Source organism: Streptomyces sp. 17_S59 (assembly GCF_056930295.1).
This window is the reverse complement of the sequence record NZ_JBXOWD010000001.1, coordinates 1,520,431-1,536,260: the sequence shown is the minus strand read 5'-3', so window position 1 is coordinate 1,536,260 and position 15,830 is coordinate 1,520,431. Positions and strand designations below refer to the sequence as shown.

Genomic DNA, 15,830 nt, shown 5'->3' with positions numbered 1-15,830 from the left:
GGCCCTTCTCAGTCCTCGCCCAGGTACGCCTTGCGTACGGATTCGTTGTCGAGAAGCTCTGTGCCCGTTCCGGACAGGGTGATCCGGCCCGTTTCCATGACGTGCGCGTGGTCGGCCAGGCGCAGTGCCGCCCGGGCGTTCTGTTCGACGAGCAGGATGGTCGTGCCGGATGCCTTGAGTTCGGCGACGGTCTGCATGATTTTCTGCATCATGATCGGCGAGAGGCCCATGGAGGGTTCGTCGAGCATGAGGAGTTTGGGGCGGGACATGAGGGCCCGGCCCATGGCGAGCATTTGCTGTTCGCCGCCGGAGAGGGTGCCGGCCCGTTGTCCGGCGCGTTCGCCGAGGACGGGGAAGAGTTCGTAGGCGTGCTGGATGTCCTGGGCGATTCCGGCGGTGTCCTTCCTGAGGAACGCCCCGAGTTGCAGGTTCTCGGCGATGGTGAGGCGCGGGAAGATGTGCCGGCCCTCGGGGGAGTGGGCGAGGCCGAGGGCGACGATCCGGTGAGCGGGGAGGCCGGTGAGGGCGTGGCCGTTGAAGCGGATAGTGCCGGTGTGCGGGGTGAGGAGTCCGGAGAGGGTGCGCAGGGTGGTGGTCTTGCCTGCGCCGTTGGTGCCGATGAGGGTGACGATCTGCCCGGCTTCCACGGTGAAGGAGATGCCCTTGACCGCTTCGATCTTTCCGTAGGCGACGCGGAGGTTCTCGACTTCGAGGAGGGCGGTCACTGTTCTGTTTCCTCCGCTCCGGCTGTCGTGCCGAGATAGGCGGCGACGACGCGTTCGTCGCTCTGGACGGTTTCCGGTGTGCCCTCCACCAGTTTTTCGCCCTGTACGAGTACGGCGACGTGGTCGCAGAGGTTGAAGATGAATCGCATGTCGTGCTCGATGACGAGGACGGCGGTGCCCCGGTCGCGGATGGCGTGGACGAGTTGTTCGGCGGTGCGGGTCTCCTGGGGGTTCATTCCGGCGGTGGGTTCGTCGAGGAGGAGCAGGCCGGGGTCGCTGGCGAGGGCGCGGGCGATTTCGAGCCTGCGTTGTCCGCCGTAGGGGAGGTTGCGGGCGAGGTGGTCGCGGTGGGCGGCGAGGCCGGTGAATTCCAGGAGTTCCATGGCGCGTGCCTCGGATTCGCGTTCGGCGCGGCGGAAGCCGGGGCCGCGGACGAGCGCGGAGAAGAGGCCCTCTTTGGTGCGGGTGTGGCGGCCGACGAGGACGTTCTCGAGGACGGTCATATTGGCGAAGAGCCTGATGTTCTGGAAGGTGCGGGCGATGCCGGTCCGGGTGACCAGGTGGGGTTTCGGGGGGAGGACGGTGCCGCGGTAGGTGATGGTGCCCTCGGTCGGTTCGTAGAGGCCGGTGAGGCAGTTGAAGAGGGTGGTCTTGCCTGCGCCGTTGGGGCCGATGAGTCCGACGATCTGGCCGGTGCGGACGGTGAGGTCGACGGCTCGTACGGCGGTGAGTCCGCCGAAGCGCATGGTGACGCCGGTTGCGCTGAGCAGGGGTGCGGGGGCCGGTGCGGCGGCGGTGGTGGTGGTCATGGTGTTCATGCCTCCGCTTCGGCGAGCGGGAGGGTGCCGCCCGGTCGGCTGCCGGTGGTGGCGTCGTGGAAATCGTGGAATTCGAGCTGTCGGCGGCGGTTGGGGATGATCCCTTCGGGGCGGAAGCGCATGAGCAGGATGAGTGCGATGCCGAAGGCCAGGAGCTGGTAGTCCTGGAGGAATTGCAGCTTGGCGGGGATGAGGTAGAGCAGGGCTGCGCCGAGCAGGGGGCCGGTGATGGTGCCCATGCCGCCGAGGATGACGGCGGCGAGCAGGAATGCGGAGTTGGGCGGCACGGGTCCGGCGAAGACGTACTGCTCGGGTACGACGGTGGTGGCGACGTGTGCCTGGACGGTGCCGGCGAGTCCGGCGAGGGTGGCGCCGAGGGCGAAGGCGAGGAGTTTGAGGCGGAAGCTGTTGATGCCCATGGCGGTGGCGGCGGTTTCGTCCTCGCGGATGGCGATCCAGGCGCGGCCTATGCGGGAGTTGCCGGCGCGGTTGAAGACGAGGACGACGATGACGGTGAAGAGGAGCATCAGGAGGTAGTAGTTGGCGAAGGGGGTGAGGGTGAGGCCGGCGAGGGAGTGGGTGTCGCCGAAGTTGTAGCCGCCGATGGCGAGGTGGGGGATGTTGGGGATGCCGTTGGGGCCGTTGGTGAGTGAGGGGCCGGACTGGCCGTTGAGGTTGCCGACGGTGATGCGGAAGATCTCGCCGAAGCCGAGGGTGACGATGGCGAGGTAGTCGCCGCGCAGGCGCAGGGTGGGTGCGCCGATGACGATGCCGAAGACGAGGGAGGCGGCGGCCCCGGTGAGGACCGCGGCCCAGAAGGGGAAGTGGACGTGGAGGGTGGAGGCGGTGGAGCCGGAGACGAGGGCGGCGGTGTAGGCGCCGACGCCGAGGAAGGCGACGTAGCCGAGGTCGAGGAGGCCGGCGAGGCCGACGACGACGTTGAGGCCGAGGGCCACGGTGGCGAAGATCAGGATGTTGACGATGATGAGGGTGTATTCGTCGGTGTCCTGGGTGAGGGGGAAGAGGGCGGCGGCGATGAGGGCCGCGCCGATGGTGGTGGTGCGGTGTTTGTGGGTGAGGTGGGTGAGCCGGGCGATGAGTCCGGCTTTGACGAGGGCGGCGGCGGTGAATCCGGTGAGGATCAGGAAGCCGGTGAAGAGTTCTCCGTAGGCGGTGCCGATGCCGTAGGTGAGGACGTAGAGGGCCAGGCCGAACGAGGCCGCGATGACGAGGATTTCGGCCCAGGCGGGGAGGGGCCGGGGCGGCGGTAGAGGGCGGCTCGCGGGGCGGGAGCGTGCGGCGTGCCGCAGGGCGTCGGCGGTGGTGTCGAGGGCGGCGCGGAGGCTGCCGGGGCGGGGCCGGGCGATGGTGGTTTCGCGGGCCGGTTCCGTGCCCGCGGTTGTACCCGTACTCGTACTCGTACGTGTGTTGGCGCGGTCGAGGGGCAGTCCGAGGACGCCGACGAGGGTGACGAGGGGCGCCACGGCGGCGACGGCGCCGCCCGGTTCGAGGTTGACGAGTCCGCCGAGTTGCACGGCGATGGCGATGAGGGTGTACCAGGTGGTGGCCAGGGTGCCGGTGGCCACGTAGAGGGTGGGGGTGTGGCTGCGGCTGGGATTGAGCCAGCGCAGGCCCGGGGTGTTGTGGGTGGCGATGAGGAGGAGGGCGGTGAGGGCGGCTCCGGCGAGGGTGAAGAGCTGGAGGCCGCCGGGGTAGCCGGTGATGGTGAGGTTGCCGGGAAAGGCGGTGGTCCAGGTCCAGGAGAGGTAGGTGGAGAAGAAGGTGAGGGCGGCCCCGGCAAGGGTGACGGCCGGGGCGAAGGGGATGGGGAGGACGGGCGTGGCGGCTGTGTCCTGTGCGGAGTGGTTGTTCTGTGTGTTGTGGTTGTTGGTCATGGTTCTCACGCCCGATCCGCGACGCGTTCGCCGAGCAGGCCCTGTGGCCTGATCAGGAGGACGGCGATGAGCATGGCGAAGGCCCATACGTCCTTCCAGCCTCCGCCGCCGAGTTGCTGCATTCCGGGGATGTGCTGGATGTAGGTGATGGAGGCGATTTCCCCGATGCCGAGGAGGACGCCGCCGAGCATGGCGCCGTAGATGTTGCCGATGCCGCCGAGGACGGCGGCGGTGAAGGCCTTGAGGCCGAGGACGAAGCCCATTTCGAAGTTGACCTGTCCGGCGCGCAGTCCCTGGGCGACGGCGGCGACGGCGGCGAATGCGCCGCCGATGGCGAAGGCCAGGACGATGATGCGGTCGGTGTCGATGCCCATGAGCCGGGCGGTGTCGGGGTCCTGGGCGGTGGCCTGCATGGCGCGGCCGGTGCGGCTCCTGGCGACGAAGAGGCCGAGGGCGAGCATGCAGAGGGGTGCGGCTATGAGGACGAAGAGGTCGTCGCGCTGGAGGCGGAGGTTGCCGGCGAGCTGGAAGGCGTCGCCGAATTGGGGGAAGCTGCGGGATTTCTTGGCATCGGGGTAGAAGGCCCAGACGATTTGCTGGAGGGCGATGGAGAGGCCGATGGCGGTGATGAGCGGGGCGAGGCGGGGTGCGTTGCGCAGGGGCCGGTAGGCGAAGCGCTCGGCGGCGCCCGCGACGGTGACGGATGCCATCGCCCCGCCGAGGAGCATGAGGGGGAGGGCGGCGGCGAGGGGAATTCCGGCGGGCAGCCAGAGGTGGATGGTGAGGGCTCCGAAGGCGCCGATCATCACGATCTCGCCGTGGGCGAAGTTGATGAGCTGGACGATGCCGTAGACCATGGTGTACCCGATGGCGATGAGGCCGTAGAGCGCACCGAGGGCGATTCCGCTGACCAGCACTTGGGGCAGTTCGTGCACCGCGGGCCTCCCCGTCGAGGGTGTGGTGGTGGCGAGCGAGGTACGGGTTCAGTCCTGAAATACGGCGTCAGTCCTGGAATGTGGCGCTCTTGATGGGCTTCCAGGCGTCGTGGACGACCTGGTAGACGGTCAGCTGCTTGTTCGTCGTGTCGCCGTACTCGTCGAAGGAGACCTTGCCGGTGACGCCGCTGAAGTAGACGTCGCTCATGGCCTGGACGACTTTTTCGCGGGCGTCGTCGGGGAGTTTTCCGTCGTTGTCCCGGATGACCTTCTTGACTGCCTGGATGATGGCCCAGGCTGCGTCGTAGGAGTAGCCGCCGTGGGAGGCGTACGGGTCTTTGTACCCGGCCTTCTTGTAGTCCTTGACGAAGGTCTTGGCGGAGGCGAGCTGTTCCACGGGGTAGCCGACGGAGGTGACGAGGTCGCCGTCGTTGCTCTCGCCGGAGGCGGTGATGAAGGCGGGGTCGTACATGCCGTCGCCGCCCATCAGGGGAATGTGTGCGCCGGCCTTCTTGACCTGGTCGGAGAGGAGGCCGCCCTCGGGGTACTGGCCGCCGAAGTAGACGGAGTCGGCGCCGGACGCCTTGACCTTGTTGGCGATTCCGGAGAAGTCGGTCTCCTTGACGGTGAGGTGGTCGGTGCCGGTGACCTCGCCGCCCAGGTGCTTGAATTCCTGGGCGAAGATGGCGGCTAGTCCCATGCCGTAGGTCTGTTTGTCGTCGACGACGAAGACGCGGCGTTTCCCTGCTTCTTTGAAGTAGTACTGGGCGGCGAATCGTCCCTGGATGATGTCGGTGGTGGCGGTGCGGAAGTAGGTTTTGAAGGGGCGTTTCTTCTCGCCCTTGGCCCATTTGTCGCCGAGGCTGAGGGCGGGGTTGGTGTTGGCGGGGGAGACCTGGGTGAGGTTCGCCTTGGCGAAGACGCCCTGCATGGATTGCGACACGCCGGAGTTGTAGGGGCCGACGACGCCGAGGACGCTCCTGTCGGCGACGAGCTTGGCGGCGTTCTGCTGGCCGGTGCCGGGCACGGCCTGGTCGTCGAGGGCCACGGTCCTGAAGGTGACGCCCTTGACCTCGGCGTACTTGTTGGCGGTGCGTACGGCGAGGTCGACGGAGTTCTTGATGCCCTGGCCGATGGCGGAGACGGAGCCGGTCAGGGGGGCGTCGACGCCGATGACGACGACGGTCTTGCCGGCGCCGCCGCCGTCGGGGCCGCTGTCGGCGAGGCCGGGGTCGCGTGAGCCGCAGGCGGAGAGGGCCAGGGCACAGGTGGTGAGGGTGGCGGCGAGGAGGAGAAAGGGGCGCTGTCGCACGGTGGATCCTTTCCCTGGCGCTGCGGCTGGTGAGGTGCCGTGTCGCTCGCCGGGCGACGGCGAGGGGTCAGGGTGAGGTGCTGTGCGGACCGCCCGGCGGGGTCGTGATGGGCCGTGACTTTAAGGGGTCGGCGGCCGGGTGGGGCAGAGGTGCCGACCACGATGTGACTGTCTTGTTATGCCGGGTTCCACTTGGGGTTTTCTCGGATGCCGGTGGGGTGTGCGGGCGGACGTTCCATGGCCGCCCGCACAGCCCTCACGGCCCGAACGGCCGCCTCAGACCGCGTCGTTGTCGCGGATGAGGCAGGTGAGGCGCGCGGTGCAGACGCGCTTGTCGTGCTCGTCGGTGATGACGATCTCGTAGGTGGCGGTGGTGCGTCCGCGGTGGACCGGGGTGGCGACGCCCGTGACGAGGCCGGAGCGCACTCCGCGGTGGTGGGTGCAGTTGAGGTCCACGCCGACCGCGATGCGGGCCGGGCCGCCGTGGAGCATGGCCCCGACGGAGCCGAGCGTCTCGGCGAGCACGGCGGAGGCGCCGCCGTGCAGCAGCCCGTAGGGCTGGGTGTTGCCCTCGACGGGCATGGTGCCGACGACGCGCTCCGGGGACGCCTCGACGACCTGCACGCTCATGCGCTCACCGAGGTGTCCGGCGGAGAACAGGGCGTTCAGGTCGAGACCGCTGTCGGCCCACTGGTCCAGGATCTCCTGCGGGAACGTGGTCCTGGTCTGCTCGCCCATGGGTGGTGGCTCCGATCGTCCTGGCCGGTTCCGGCGTAAACGGTTGGTTGTGATGTGAACGTCTTTTCAGGCCGGTGGCCCGGTCGTCAACCCCTTACCTGCTACTGCCCTGCGTCCGGCCGGCCCGGCTCGATCCTGATGACGACGGACTTGCTGGCCGGGGTGTTGCTGGTGTCGGCGGTGTGGTCCAGGGGGACGAGGACGTTGGTCTCGGGGTAGTAGGCGGCCGCGCAGCCCCGTGCGGTGGGGTAGTGGACGACGCGGAAGCCGGGCGCGCGGCGCTCGCTGCCGTCGGTCCACTCGCTGATCAGATCGGCGTGGGCGCCGTCGGTGAGGCCGAGCGCCCGGGCGTCCTCGGGGTGGACGAGGACGACGCGGCGGCCGTTCTTGATGCCCCGGTAGCGGTCGTCCAGGCCGTAGATGGTGGTGTTGTACTGGTCGTGCGAGCGCAGGGTCTGCAGCAGCAGCCGTCCCTCGGGCGCGTGCGGGTACTCGACGGCGGAGGCACTGAAGTTGGCCTTGCCGGTGGCGGTGGGGAAGCTGCGGCTGTCGCGCGGGGCGTGCGGGAGGGTGAAGCCGCCGGGCTCGGCGACGCGCGCGTTGAAGTCCTCGAAGCCGGGGACGACGCGGGCGATGCGGTCGCGGATGGCCGCGTAGTCCTGCTCGAACTCCTCCCACGGCGTGCTGCTGCCCGCCCCCAGCGCCCTGCGGGCGAGGCGGCAGACGATGGCGGTCTCGGACAGCAGGTGCGGGCTCGCCGGGGCCAGACGGCCCCGCGAGGCGTGGACCATGCCCATGGAGTCCTCGACGGTGACGAACTGGTCGCCGCTGCGCTGCCGGTCGCGCTCGGTGCGGCCGAGAGTGGGCAGGATCAGGGCCCGCGCGCCGGTGATCACGTGGGAGCGGTTGAGCTTCGTGGAGACGTGGACGGTCAGCCGGGCGCGGCGGACGGCGGCCTCGGTGACGTCGGTGTCGGGGGTGGCGGCGACGAAGTTGCCGCCCATGGCGAAGAAGACCTTGGCCTGCCCGTCGCGGAGCGCGCGGATGGAGCGCACGACGTCCAGGCCGTGCTCGCGGGGCGGGGCGAAGCCGAACTCCTTCTCCAGGGCGTCGAGGAAGGCGGGCGCGGGGCGCTCGAAGATGCCCATGGTGCGGTCGCCCTGGACGTTGCTGTGGCCGCGGACGGGGCAGACGCCGGCGCCCGGGCGGCCGATGTTGCCGCGCACCAGCAGGAAGTTGACGACTTCCTTGATGGTGGGGACGGCGTGCTTGTGCTGGGTGAGGCCCATGGCCCAGCAGACGACGGTGCGCTTGGAGTCGAGGACCATGCGCAGGGCCTGCTCGATCTCCTCGCGGCGCAGGCCGGTGGCGCGCAGCGTCTCGTCCCAGTCGGCGGTGCGGGCTGCGGCCGCGAACTCCTCGAAGCCGTGGGTGTACCCGGACACGAACTCGGTGTCGACGGCCCCCTCGGTCTCCAGGACGAGCTTGTTGAGGAGGCGGAAGAGGGCCTGGTCGCCGCCGAGGCGGATCTGGAGGAACAGGTCGGTGAGGGGGGTGCCGCCGCCGATGATCCCGCGGACGTTCTGCGGGTTCTTGAACCGCTCCAGGCCCGCCTCGGGCAGCGGGTTCACCGTGACGATCTTCGTGCCGCCGCGCTTGGCCTTCTCCAGGGCGCTGAGCATGCGGGGGTGGTTGGTGCCGGGGTTCTGTCCGGCGACGATGATCAGGTCGGCTTTGTAGAGGTCCTCGAGGAGGACGCTGCCCTTGCCGATGCCGATGGTCTCGGTGAGCGCGGAGCCCGAGGACTCGTGGCACATGTTGGAGCAGTCGGGCAGGTTGTTGGTGCCGAATTCGCGGGCGAAGAGCTGGTAGACGAAGGCGGCCTCGTTGCTGGTGCGCCCGGAGGTGTAGAAGACGGCCTCGTCGGGCCCGGCGAGGGCGTCCAGCTCCTCGGCGATGATGTCGAAGGCCCGCTCCCAGGAGACCGGCTCGTAGTGCTCGGCGCCCTCGGCGAGATACATGGGCTGGGTGAGGCGGCCCTGCTGGCCGAGCCAGTAGCCACTGCGCCCGGCGAGGTCGGCGACCGGGTGGGCGGCGAAGAAGGCGGGGGTGACGCGGCGCAGCGTGGCTTCCTCGGCGACGGCCTTGGCGCCGTTCTCGCAGAACTCGGCCGCGTGCCGCTTGTCCGGCTCGGGCCAGGCGCAGCCGGGGCAGTCGAAGCCGTTCTTCTGGTTGACCCTGAGCAGGGTGAGGGCGGTGCGGCGCACGCCCATCTGTGCCTGGCCGATGCGCAGCGAGTGGGCGACGGCGGGCAGCCCGGCGGCGGCGTGCTGCGGGGCGGTGACGTCGGGTGCGTCCTGTACGGGATCGCCGGTGGGCGGCTTGCCTGCCATGTCGCTCCCCCTTGAGCGTTCGGTGGTACGCGGATTCGTACGTACGGTGCCGATCCTGTCACGGGGCCGGGCGCCGGAGCGGGCGAGGGTTCCGTGGCCGGGTTTGTCAGTGGGCCGTGGCAGGATCGGGGGCGTGGCAGCAAAGGCAGGGAACACCTTGATGGAAGCGAACGAACCGACCGGCACCGAGGCAGCGGAGGGAGGCCGCCCCCGTCTGCTGTTGATGGACGGGCACTCCATGGCGTACCGGGCGTTCTTCGCGCTGCCCGTGGAGAACTTCACCACGTCGTCCGGCCAGACGACGAACGCGGTCTACGGCTTCGCGTCGATGCTGGCCAACACGCTGCGTGACGAGCAGCCCACGCACTTCGCGGTGGCGTTCGACGTGTCGCGCAAGACGTGGCGCTCGGAGGAGTTCCCGGAGTACAAGGCGACGCGCTCCAAGACCCCGGACGAGTTCAAGGGCCAGGTGGCGCTGATCGGCGAGATGCTCGACGCGATGAGCGTGCCGCGCTTCGCCGTGGACGGCTTCGAGGCCGACGACGTGATCGCCACGCTCGCCACGGAGGCCGCGGCAGAGGGCTTCGAGGTCTCGATCGTCACCGGCGACCGCGACTCCTTCCAGCTGGTCACCGATGCCGTCACGGTGCTCTACCCCACCAAGGGCGTCTCTGAGCTGACGCGCTTCACGCCGGAGAAGGTGCAGGAGAAGTACGGCCTGTCCCCGGCGCAGTACCCGGACTTCGCCGCGCTGCGCGGCGACCCGTCGGACAACCTGCCGGGCATCCCGGGCGTGGGGGAGAAGACCGCCGCGAAGTGGATCAACCAGTTCGGCTCGTTCGCCGAGCTGGTCGAGCGCGTCGAGGAGGTCAAGGGCAAGGCCGGGCAGAACCTGCGCGACCACCTGGAGGCCGTCAAGCTCAACCGCCGCCTCACCGAGATGGTGCGGGACGTGCAGCTGGCCACCCACCCGGACGACCTGGCCCGCGCGGCCTACGACCGGGCGGAGCTGGTGGCGTTCCTGGAGCGGCTGGAGATCCGCAACCAGGGCCTGCGCGACCGGCTGCTGGCGGCCGACCCGGGCGCGGACGCCGCGGAGGAGGTGGCCCCGGAGGCGGGTGCCGAGGTGGACGGCGCGGTGCTGGGCACGGGCGAGCTGGCGCCGTGGCTGGCCGAGCACGGCGCCGGGCCGCTGGGCGTGGCCGTGGTCGACAGCTGGTCGCTGGGCAGCGGCCGGGTGAGCGAGATCGCGCTGGCGACGGGCGAGGGCCCGGCCGCCTGGTTCGACCCCGCGGAGCTGGACGAGGCCGACGAGCGGGCGTTCGCCGAGTGGAGCGCCGACAAGGCGCGGCCGAAGGTGATGCACGACGCGAAGTCCGCGATGCGGGTCTTCGCCGAGCACGGCTGGTCGGTCGACGGCGTGACGATGGACACGGCGCTGGCCGCCTACCTGGTCAAGCCGGGCCGCCGCTCGTTCGCGCTCGACGCGCTGTCGGTGGAGTACCTGGGCCGCGAGCTGGCCACGGCCGCCGCGGGCGACGGCCAGCTGGCCTTCGGCGCCGACGAGCAGGCCGAGGCCGACGCGCTGATGGGCCGGGCCCGCACCGTCCTGGACCTCGGCGGCGCCTTCGCCGGGCGGCTGAAGGAGGTGGGCGCGGCCGAGTTGCTGACCAATGTGGAGCTGCCCACCAGCGCGATGCTGGCCGGCCTGGAGCGTGCGGGCATCGCCGCGGACCGGGGCTGGCTGGAGCGCATGGAGCAGCAGTTCGCGGCCGCCGTCCAGCAGGCGGTGCAGGAGGCCCACCTGGCTGCGGGCCGCGAGTTCAACCTGGGCTCGCCCAAGCAGCTCCAGGAGGTGCTCTTCGGGGAGCTGGGCCTGCCGAAGACCAAGAAGACCAAGACCGGTTACACCACGGACGCGGACGCCCTGGCCTGGCTCGCCACGCAGACGGCCAACGAACTCCCCGTGATCATGCTGCGGCACCGGGAGCAGTCCAAGCTGCGCTCCACGGTCGAGGGCCTGATCAAGGCCATCGCCCCCGACGGCCGGATCCACACCACCTTCAACCAGACGGTGGCGGCGACGGGCCGGCTGTCCTCCACCGACCCGAACCTGCAGAACATCCCGGTGCGCACGGACGAGGGCCGGGCCATCCGCCGCGGCTTCGTCGTCGGCGAGGGCTACGAGTCGCTGATGACGGCCGACTACAGCCAGATCGAGCTGCGCGTCATGGCCCACCTCTCCGAGGACGAGGGCCTGATCGAGGCGTTCGCCTCCGGCGAGGACCTGCACACCACGGTCGCCTCCCAGGTGTTCGGCGTCGCCAAGTCCGAGGTCGACCCGGAGATGCGCCGCAAGATCAAGGCGATGTCGTACGGCCTGGCCTACGGCCTGTCCGCGTTCGGCCTGTCCCAGCAGCTGAACATCTCGCCGGACGAGGCGCGCCGCCTGATGGACACGTTCTTCGAGCGGTTCGGCGGGGTGCGCGACTATCTCCAGCGCGTCGTCGAGGAGGCCCGTGCCACGGGCTACACCGAGACGATCCTGGGCCGCCGCCGCTACCTGCCGGACCTGAACAGCGACAACCGCCAGCGTCGCGAGATGGCCGAGCGCATGGCGCTCAACGCGCCGATCCAGGGCACGGCCGCCGACATCGTCAAGATCGCGATGCTGCGGGTGGGCGAGGCGCTGCGGGCCGAGCAGCTCACGTCCCGGATGCTCCTCCAGGTGCACGACGAAATCGTGCTGGAGATCGCCCCGGGCGAGCGCGAGAAGGTCGAGGACCTGGTCCGCCGCGAGATGGCCGGGGCCGCCGGGCTGCGGGCGCCGCTGGACGTGTCGGTGGGCGTCGGCCGGGACTGGGAGTCCGCCGCGCACTGACGGGGCAACGCCCCGGCGTCCTCGTACGGCCCTTCCCTCCGCCGTTCCCGCTGCTGCGGGCGGGAAGGGAAGGGCCGTACGCGTGGTTCTCATCTTCCGCGCGCATTGCTACCGTGCGCCTTTCCTGACGCATTCCTGACGCATCGTCAGTTGCTCTGGGGAACCCCGCCGGGAGGCTCCGCATGCGCGCACTGGCCGCCGCGGCCATCGGACTGGCCGCCGCCCTCGCTCTCGTCCTCGTCGTCACGGCCGTCGGCCCGCCCCGGGGCGAAACCTCGCCCGAGCCCCTGCTCTCCTCCGCCCCCGCCCACCCCTGAGCCCGGGCCCCGCCGTGCGCCGCCGAGCGAGCCTGGTGCTGCTGGCCCTGGCCGTCTTCCTCGCCGCCCTCGCACCGCTGCTGCGCTGGTACGCCTTCCCCCGGCTGGCCAAGGTCCCCGCGGGCCGCTACCAGGCCGTCGTCCTGGAGGCCAAGGACGCCACCCTCGTCGACTACAGCACCCTCCAGCCCCGGCAGGTCTCCCGCGTCACCATGATCCAGACCCTCAAGGGCAACGTGGAGGAGGCCCGCAAGGCCAAGGACGAGACGGGGCGCGACGTCGTCGTCTGGGACACCCTCACCTACGCCGCCGGGCCGGACGGCGCCATGGTCTCCCGCATCCCCGAGCGCTACGTCTTCGACGCCCACAGCCAGCAGCCCGTGCACGCGACCGGCGAGAACGTCGACGGCACGCCCGTACGGCGCGACGGCATCGAGTACAAGTGGCCGTTCCTCGTCGAGAAGCGCGACTACCGCTACTTCGACATGATGACCCGCACCTCCGCGCCCATCCACTACCAAGGGACCCGCAGCTTCCACGGGCTCTCGGTCTACTACTTCGAGCAGACGGTCCCCTGGACCGAGGTCCCCCTGCCCCGGCAGCTGCCCCTCGGCATCACCCCCGACACCGTCCGCGCCCTCGGCCTCGAGCGCTGGTACACCACCAAGCGCATGTTCTGGGTCGACCCCACCACGGGAGCGCCCGTCAACGGCGAGGAGATCCACCGCGAGGAGCTGCGCTGGACCGGCCACCCGGAGAAGCAGCCGATCACCGCCTTCGCCGGCCATGTGAAGATGCGCCCCGACTACGTCGACTCCACCGTCGCCCTCGTCAAGTCCCAGCGGCAGCTCGTGCTCCTGCTCACGGCCTATCTGCCGTGGGGCTTCGCGGCCCTCGGCACGGTCCTGCTCGCCCTCTCCCTGGCCCTGGAGGCGCGAGGTCGTCGTGCACGCGCCGGAAACGTGTCACACGATGGAGGGAAACTCGAACGGCCGACCCCGGGCGAGGGTCGCTGAGCAGAGGAGCCCTGCCGTGAAGGAGACGAACCCCGAGGAGAAGTCCGCCGCGTCCTCGTCGCAGCAGCTGTTCACCGGCGGTGAACGGCCCTTCGACCCCGAAGACCTGGTCATGGCCTCCGGCCACGACGTCACACCCGAGCGCGTCGAAGCCGCCAAGCGCCTGATCGAGGAGAAGGGGGCCGCGGCGATCGAGCGCTACCTCCCCTGACGCCTTTGACGCCTTTCCCGCTGCTGTGCGCGGCGCGCTAGCGCCTGGCGTTGGTGCGCCGCGTCGGCGTGGCCGTCATCGGATCCTCCGGCCACGGGTGCTTGGGGTAGCGGCCGCGCAGCTCGGCCCGTACGGAGCGGTAGCCCTCCTGCCAGAAGGACGCCAGGTCCGCCGTGACGGCCGCGGGGCGGCCCGCCGGTGACAGCAGATGGACGAGCACGGGAACGCGCCCGCCTGCGATGCGCGGCGTCTCCCGCAGGCCGAACAGCTCCTGGAGTTTGACGGCCAGCACCGGCTGGTCCCCGCCGTAGTCCACGCGGATCCGCGAGCCGCTGGGCACCTCGATCCGCTCCGGGGCCAGCTCGTCCAGGCGCGCGGCCTCGCCGCCCGCCCACGGCAGCAGCCGCTCCAGGGCCTTGCCCGCGTCCACCCGCTCCAGGTCCGCACGCCGCCGCGCCCGGTCCAGCTCCCAGCCGAGCCACTCGTCCGTGCGCGCCAGCAGCGCCTCGTCCGACACCTCCGGCCACGGCTCGCCCAGCTCGCGGTGCAGGAACGCCAGCCGCTGCCGCAGCACCGCCGCCTCCGGGCTCCACCGCAGCAGCCCGAGCCCCTCGCGGCGCAGCCCCTCGAGCAGCGCCGCGCGCACCAGGTCCGGATCCGGCGCGGCCAGGGCGCTCGCCGCCAGCTCCACGGCGCCCAGCCGGGCCACCCGGCGCGCCACGACGTCCCGGCGCTCCCCGTCCCAGCGCACCTCCTCGCCCTCGGCGAGCAGCGCCCCGGCGGCCGCCCGGGCCGCGTCCTCGTCGATCACCGCGCCCAGGCGCACCCGCGCCGAGGCGGCGGCGACGGGCCGGTCCGCGACGGCGACCGCGAGCCAGGGCGCTTGGCGCAGCTGCGACCCCTCGCCGAGTTCGGCCCGGGTGCCGGAAGCCATCAGGTACGACCCGCCCCCGCGCGCGTGCGCCACCCGTTCGGGGTACGCGAGTGCGGCGACGAGCCCGGCGACGACGTCGTCGGTGGGGGCGCCGGCGCCCCGGGGCTCGCTGCTCACCTGCGCGAGGGCCTTCTCCAGGCGCCTGGCCTCCGCGCGCCAGCGCGGGGCGTAGGCGTCCGTGGCGCGGCGCGCCGTGCGCCAGGCCGTGGCGAGGTCGTCGCCGTACTCGCGGGGCGGCTCCTCGCTCAGCAACGCCACCACCTCCGCCGCGCGGCGCGCGCCCACCTCCCGGGCGCCGTCCAGGAGGGCGCGCGCCAGCCGGGGGTGCACGCCCAGGCGCGCCATGCGCCGGCCGCGTTCGGTGGGGCGCCCCGCCTCCTCCACGGCGCCCGTGGCCCGCAGCACGGCGCGGGCGGCGGCCAGGGCGCCGGCCGGCGGCGCGTCGAGCAGGGCGAGCCCCGTCGCGTCCGGGTCGCCCCAGCACGCCGCCTGCAGCGCGAACGCCGTCAGGTCGGCCACCGTGATCTCCGCCGGCGGAAACGCCGGCAGCCGCGCCTCGTCGGCCTCCGCCCAGCAGCGGTACACCGTTCCCGGTGCCTCGCGCCCCGCCCGGCCCGCCCGCTGCCGGGCGGCCGCCCGCGACGCCCGTACGGTCGTCAGCGCGCTCAGCCCGCGGGCGTGGTCCGTGCGCGGCTCCCGCGCCAGGCCCGCGTCCACCACGACCCGCACGCCCGGCACGGTCAGGCTCGACTCCGCCACCGACGTCGCCAGCACCACCCGCCGGGTCCCCGACCCGCCGGCCAGCACTGCGTCCTGGACCGCGGCGGGCGCCCGCCCGTGCACCTGGAGCACCTCCGTGCCGACCGGCGCCTCCGGCCCGCCCAGCAGGCCCGCGACGCGCCCGATCTCGCCCACACCGGGCAGGAAGCACAGCACGTCCCCCTGCCGCTCGCGGAGCGCGCGGCGTACGACGGCCGCGACGTGCTCCAGCAGCGCGGGGTCCACGCGCATGCCGTGCGGCGGGCGCACCGCCCGCGCCGGAGGGGCCCACACCACGTCCACCGGGTGGGACACGCCCTCGGCCTCGACGACCGGGGCGCCGCCGAGCAGCCGCGCCCAGCCCTCGGCGTCGGTCGTGGCGGAGGCTGCGACCAGGCGCAGCCCGGGCCGCAGCGCGGCACGCACGTCCAGCAGGAACGCGGTGGCGGTGTCGGCGTCCAGGTGGCGCTCGTGGCACTCGTCGAGCACGACGGCGTCCACCCCGGCCAGCTCCGGGTCGCGCTGGAGGCGCTGCAGGAGGACACCGGTGGTGACCACCTCGACCACGGTCGAGGGCCCCGCCCGCCGCTCCCCGCGCACGGCGAAGCCCACTGTGCCGCCCACTTCCTCGCCGAGCAGCCACGCCATGCGGCGCGCTGCCGCGCGCGCGGCGATGCGGCGCGGCTCGGCGACGACGACACGGCGCACGGGCCCCGTCGCGCGCTGCCCGTCCGCGGGGACGAGCCCCGCGAGGACCAGCGGCACCAGCGTCGTCTTGCCCGTGCCGGGCGGGGCGCACAGGACCGCCGTGCCGTGCTCGTCCAGCGCGCGGGTGAGGGCGGGCAGGGCGGTGCGTACGGGCAGCCGGTGGAGGGCGTCGGTGTGGATCACGTGTC

The 15,830-nt window shown here is 71.7% G+C and carries 12 protein-coding genes; 4 read left to right on the top strand and 8 right to left on the bottom strand.

Going from position 1 to position 15,830, the window contains the following annotated elements:
• Positions 1-8: 8 nt before the first annotated feature.
• The 7 genes from AC1Z4A_RS06595 to AC1Z4A_RS06565 form a co-directional block, all read right to left on the bottom strand.
• Positions 9-725 (bottom strand): ABC transporter ATP-binding protein, encoded by a 717-nt coding sequence (locus AC1Z4A_RS06595; protein WP_483676894.1) that lies wholly within the window; start codon positions 723-725, stop codon positions 9-11.
• Entirely contained in the window at positions 722-1,543 is an 822-nt protein-coding gene (locus AC1Z4A_RS06590; protein ID WP_483676893.1) for an ABC transporter ATP-binding protein, read from the bottom strand. Before AC1Z4A_RS06590 ends, AC1Z4A_RS06595 begins: the two co-directional genes overlap by 4 nt.
• Entirely contained in the window at positions 1,540-3,438 is a 1,899-nt protein-coding gene (locus AC1Z4A_RS06585) for a branched-chain amino acid ABC transporter permease (protein WP_483683523.1), read from the bottom strand. Before AC1Z4A_RS06585 ends, AC1Z4A_RS06590 begins: the two co-directional genes overlap by 4 nt.
• 5 nt (positions 3,439-3,443) lie before the next feature.
• The gene (locus AC1Z4A_RS06580; RefSeq protein ID WP_483676892.1) at positions 3,444-4,373 is read right to left on the bottom strand and encodes a branched-chain amino acid ABC transporter permease; all 930 of its coding nucleotides are present in this window, start codon (positions 4,371-4,373) and stop codon (positions 3,444-3,446) included.
• Positions 4,374-4,440: 67 nt separating this feature from the next.
• A complete protein-coding gene (locus AC1Z4A_RS06575; protein ID WP_483676891.1) occupies positions 4,441-5,685 on the bottom strand; it encodes a branched-chain amino acid ABC transporter substrate-binding protein in 1,245 nt (414 codons plus the stop codon).
• 276 nt (positions 5,686-5,961) lie between these two features.
• The gene (locus AC1Z4A_RS06570) at positions 5,962-6,423 is read right to left on the bottom strand and encodes a PaaI family thioesterase (protein ID WP_483676890.1); all 462 of its coding nucleotides are present in this window, start codon (positions 6,421-6,423) and stop codon (positions 5,962-5,964) included.
• A gap of 101 nt (positions 6,424-6,524) precedes the next feature.
• Complete coding sequence (locus AC1Z4A_RS06565) at positions 6,525-8,816, bottom strand: FdhF/YdeP family oxidoreductase (RefSeq protein ID WP_483676889.1); 2,292 nt, start codon at positions 8,814-8,816, stop codon at positions 6,525-6,527.
• 160 nt (positions 8,817-8,976) lie between these two features.
• Between AC1Z4A_RS06565 and polA the strand changes: the two genes are divergently transcribed.
• From polA to AC1Z4A_RS06545, 4 genes are all read left to right on the top strand, one after another.
• Positions 8,977-11,697: a DNA polymerase I gene (polA, locus tag AC1Z4A_RS06560; protein ID WP_483676888.1), complete on the top strand. Its 2,721-nt coding sequence runs from the start codon at positions 8,977-8,979 to the stop codon at positions 11,695-11,697.
• Positions 11,698-11,879: 182 nt separating this feature from the next.
• Entirely contained in the window at positions 11,880-12,014 is a 135-nt protein-coding gene (locus tag AC1Z4A_RS06555) for an SPW_0924 family protein (protein ID WP_483676887.1), read from the top strand.
• A 14-nt stretch (positions 12,015-12,028) separates the two neighbouring features.
• Positions 12,029-13,030, top strand: a complete 1,002-nt coding sequence (pgfA, locus tag AC1Z4A_RS06550) for a cell envelope lipid trafficking protein PgfA (RefSeq protein WP_483676886.1) — start codon at positions 12,029-12,031, stop codon at positions 13,028-13,030.
• Between the two features lie 16 nt (positions 13,031-13,046).
• Positions 13,047-13,241, top strand: a complete 195-nt coding sequence (locus AC1Z4A_RS06545; protein WP_483676885.1) for a hypothetical protein — start codon at positions 13,047-13,049, stop codon at positions 13,239-13,241.
• Between the two features lie 37 nt (positions 13,242-13,278).
• Here the strand turns inward: AC1Z4A_RS06545 and hrpB are convergent, their stop codons facing one another.
• Positions 13,279-15,825: an ATP-dependent helicase HrpB gene (hrpB, locus tag AC1Z4A_RS06540; protein WP_483676884.1), complete on the bottom strand. Its 2,547-nt coding sequence runs from the start codon at positions 15,823-15,825 to the stop codon at positions 13,279-13,281.
• Between the last annotated feature and the right edge of the window lie 5 nt (positions 15,826-15,830).

Excerpts from the sequence above, each read along its gene's own strand:
- AC1Z4A_RS06590 (WP_483676893.1), bottom strand. The coding sequence starts at position 1,543 with ATGAACACCATGACCACCACCACCGCCGCCGCACCGGCCCCCGCACCC.
- AC1Z4A_RS06585 (WP_483683523.1), bottom strand. The coding sequence starts at position 3,438 with ATGACCAACAACCACAACACACAGAACAACCACTCCGCACAGGACACA.
- AC1Z4A_RS06570 (WP_483676890.1), bottom strand. The coding sequence starts at position 6,423 with ATGGGCGAGCAGACCAGGACCACGTTCCCGCAGGAGATCCTGGACCAG.
- AC1Z4A_RS06565 (WP_483676889.1), bottom strand. The coding sequence starts at position 8,816 with ATGGCAGGCAAGCCGCCCACCGGCGATCCCGTACAGGACGCACCCGAC.
- polA (WP_483676888.1), top strand. The coding sequence starts at position 8,977 with ATGGAAGCGAACGAACCGACCGGCACCGAGGCAGCGGAGGGAGGCCGC.
- AC1Z4A_RS06555 (WP_483676887.1), top strand. The coding sequence starts at position 11,880 with ATGCGCGCACTGGCCGCCGCGGCCATCGGACTGGCCGCCGCCCTCGCT.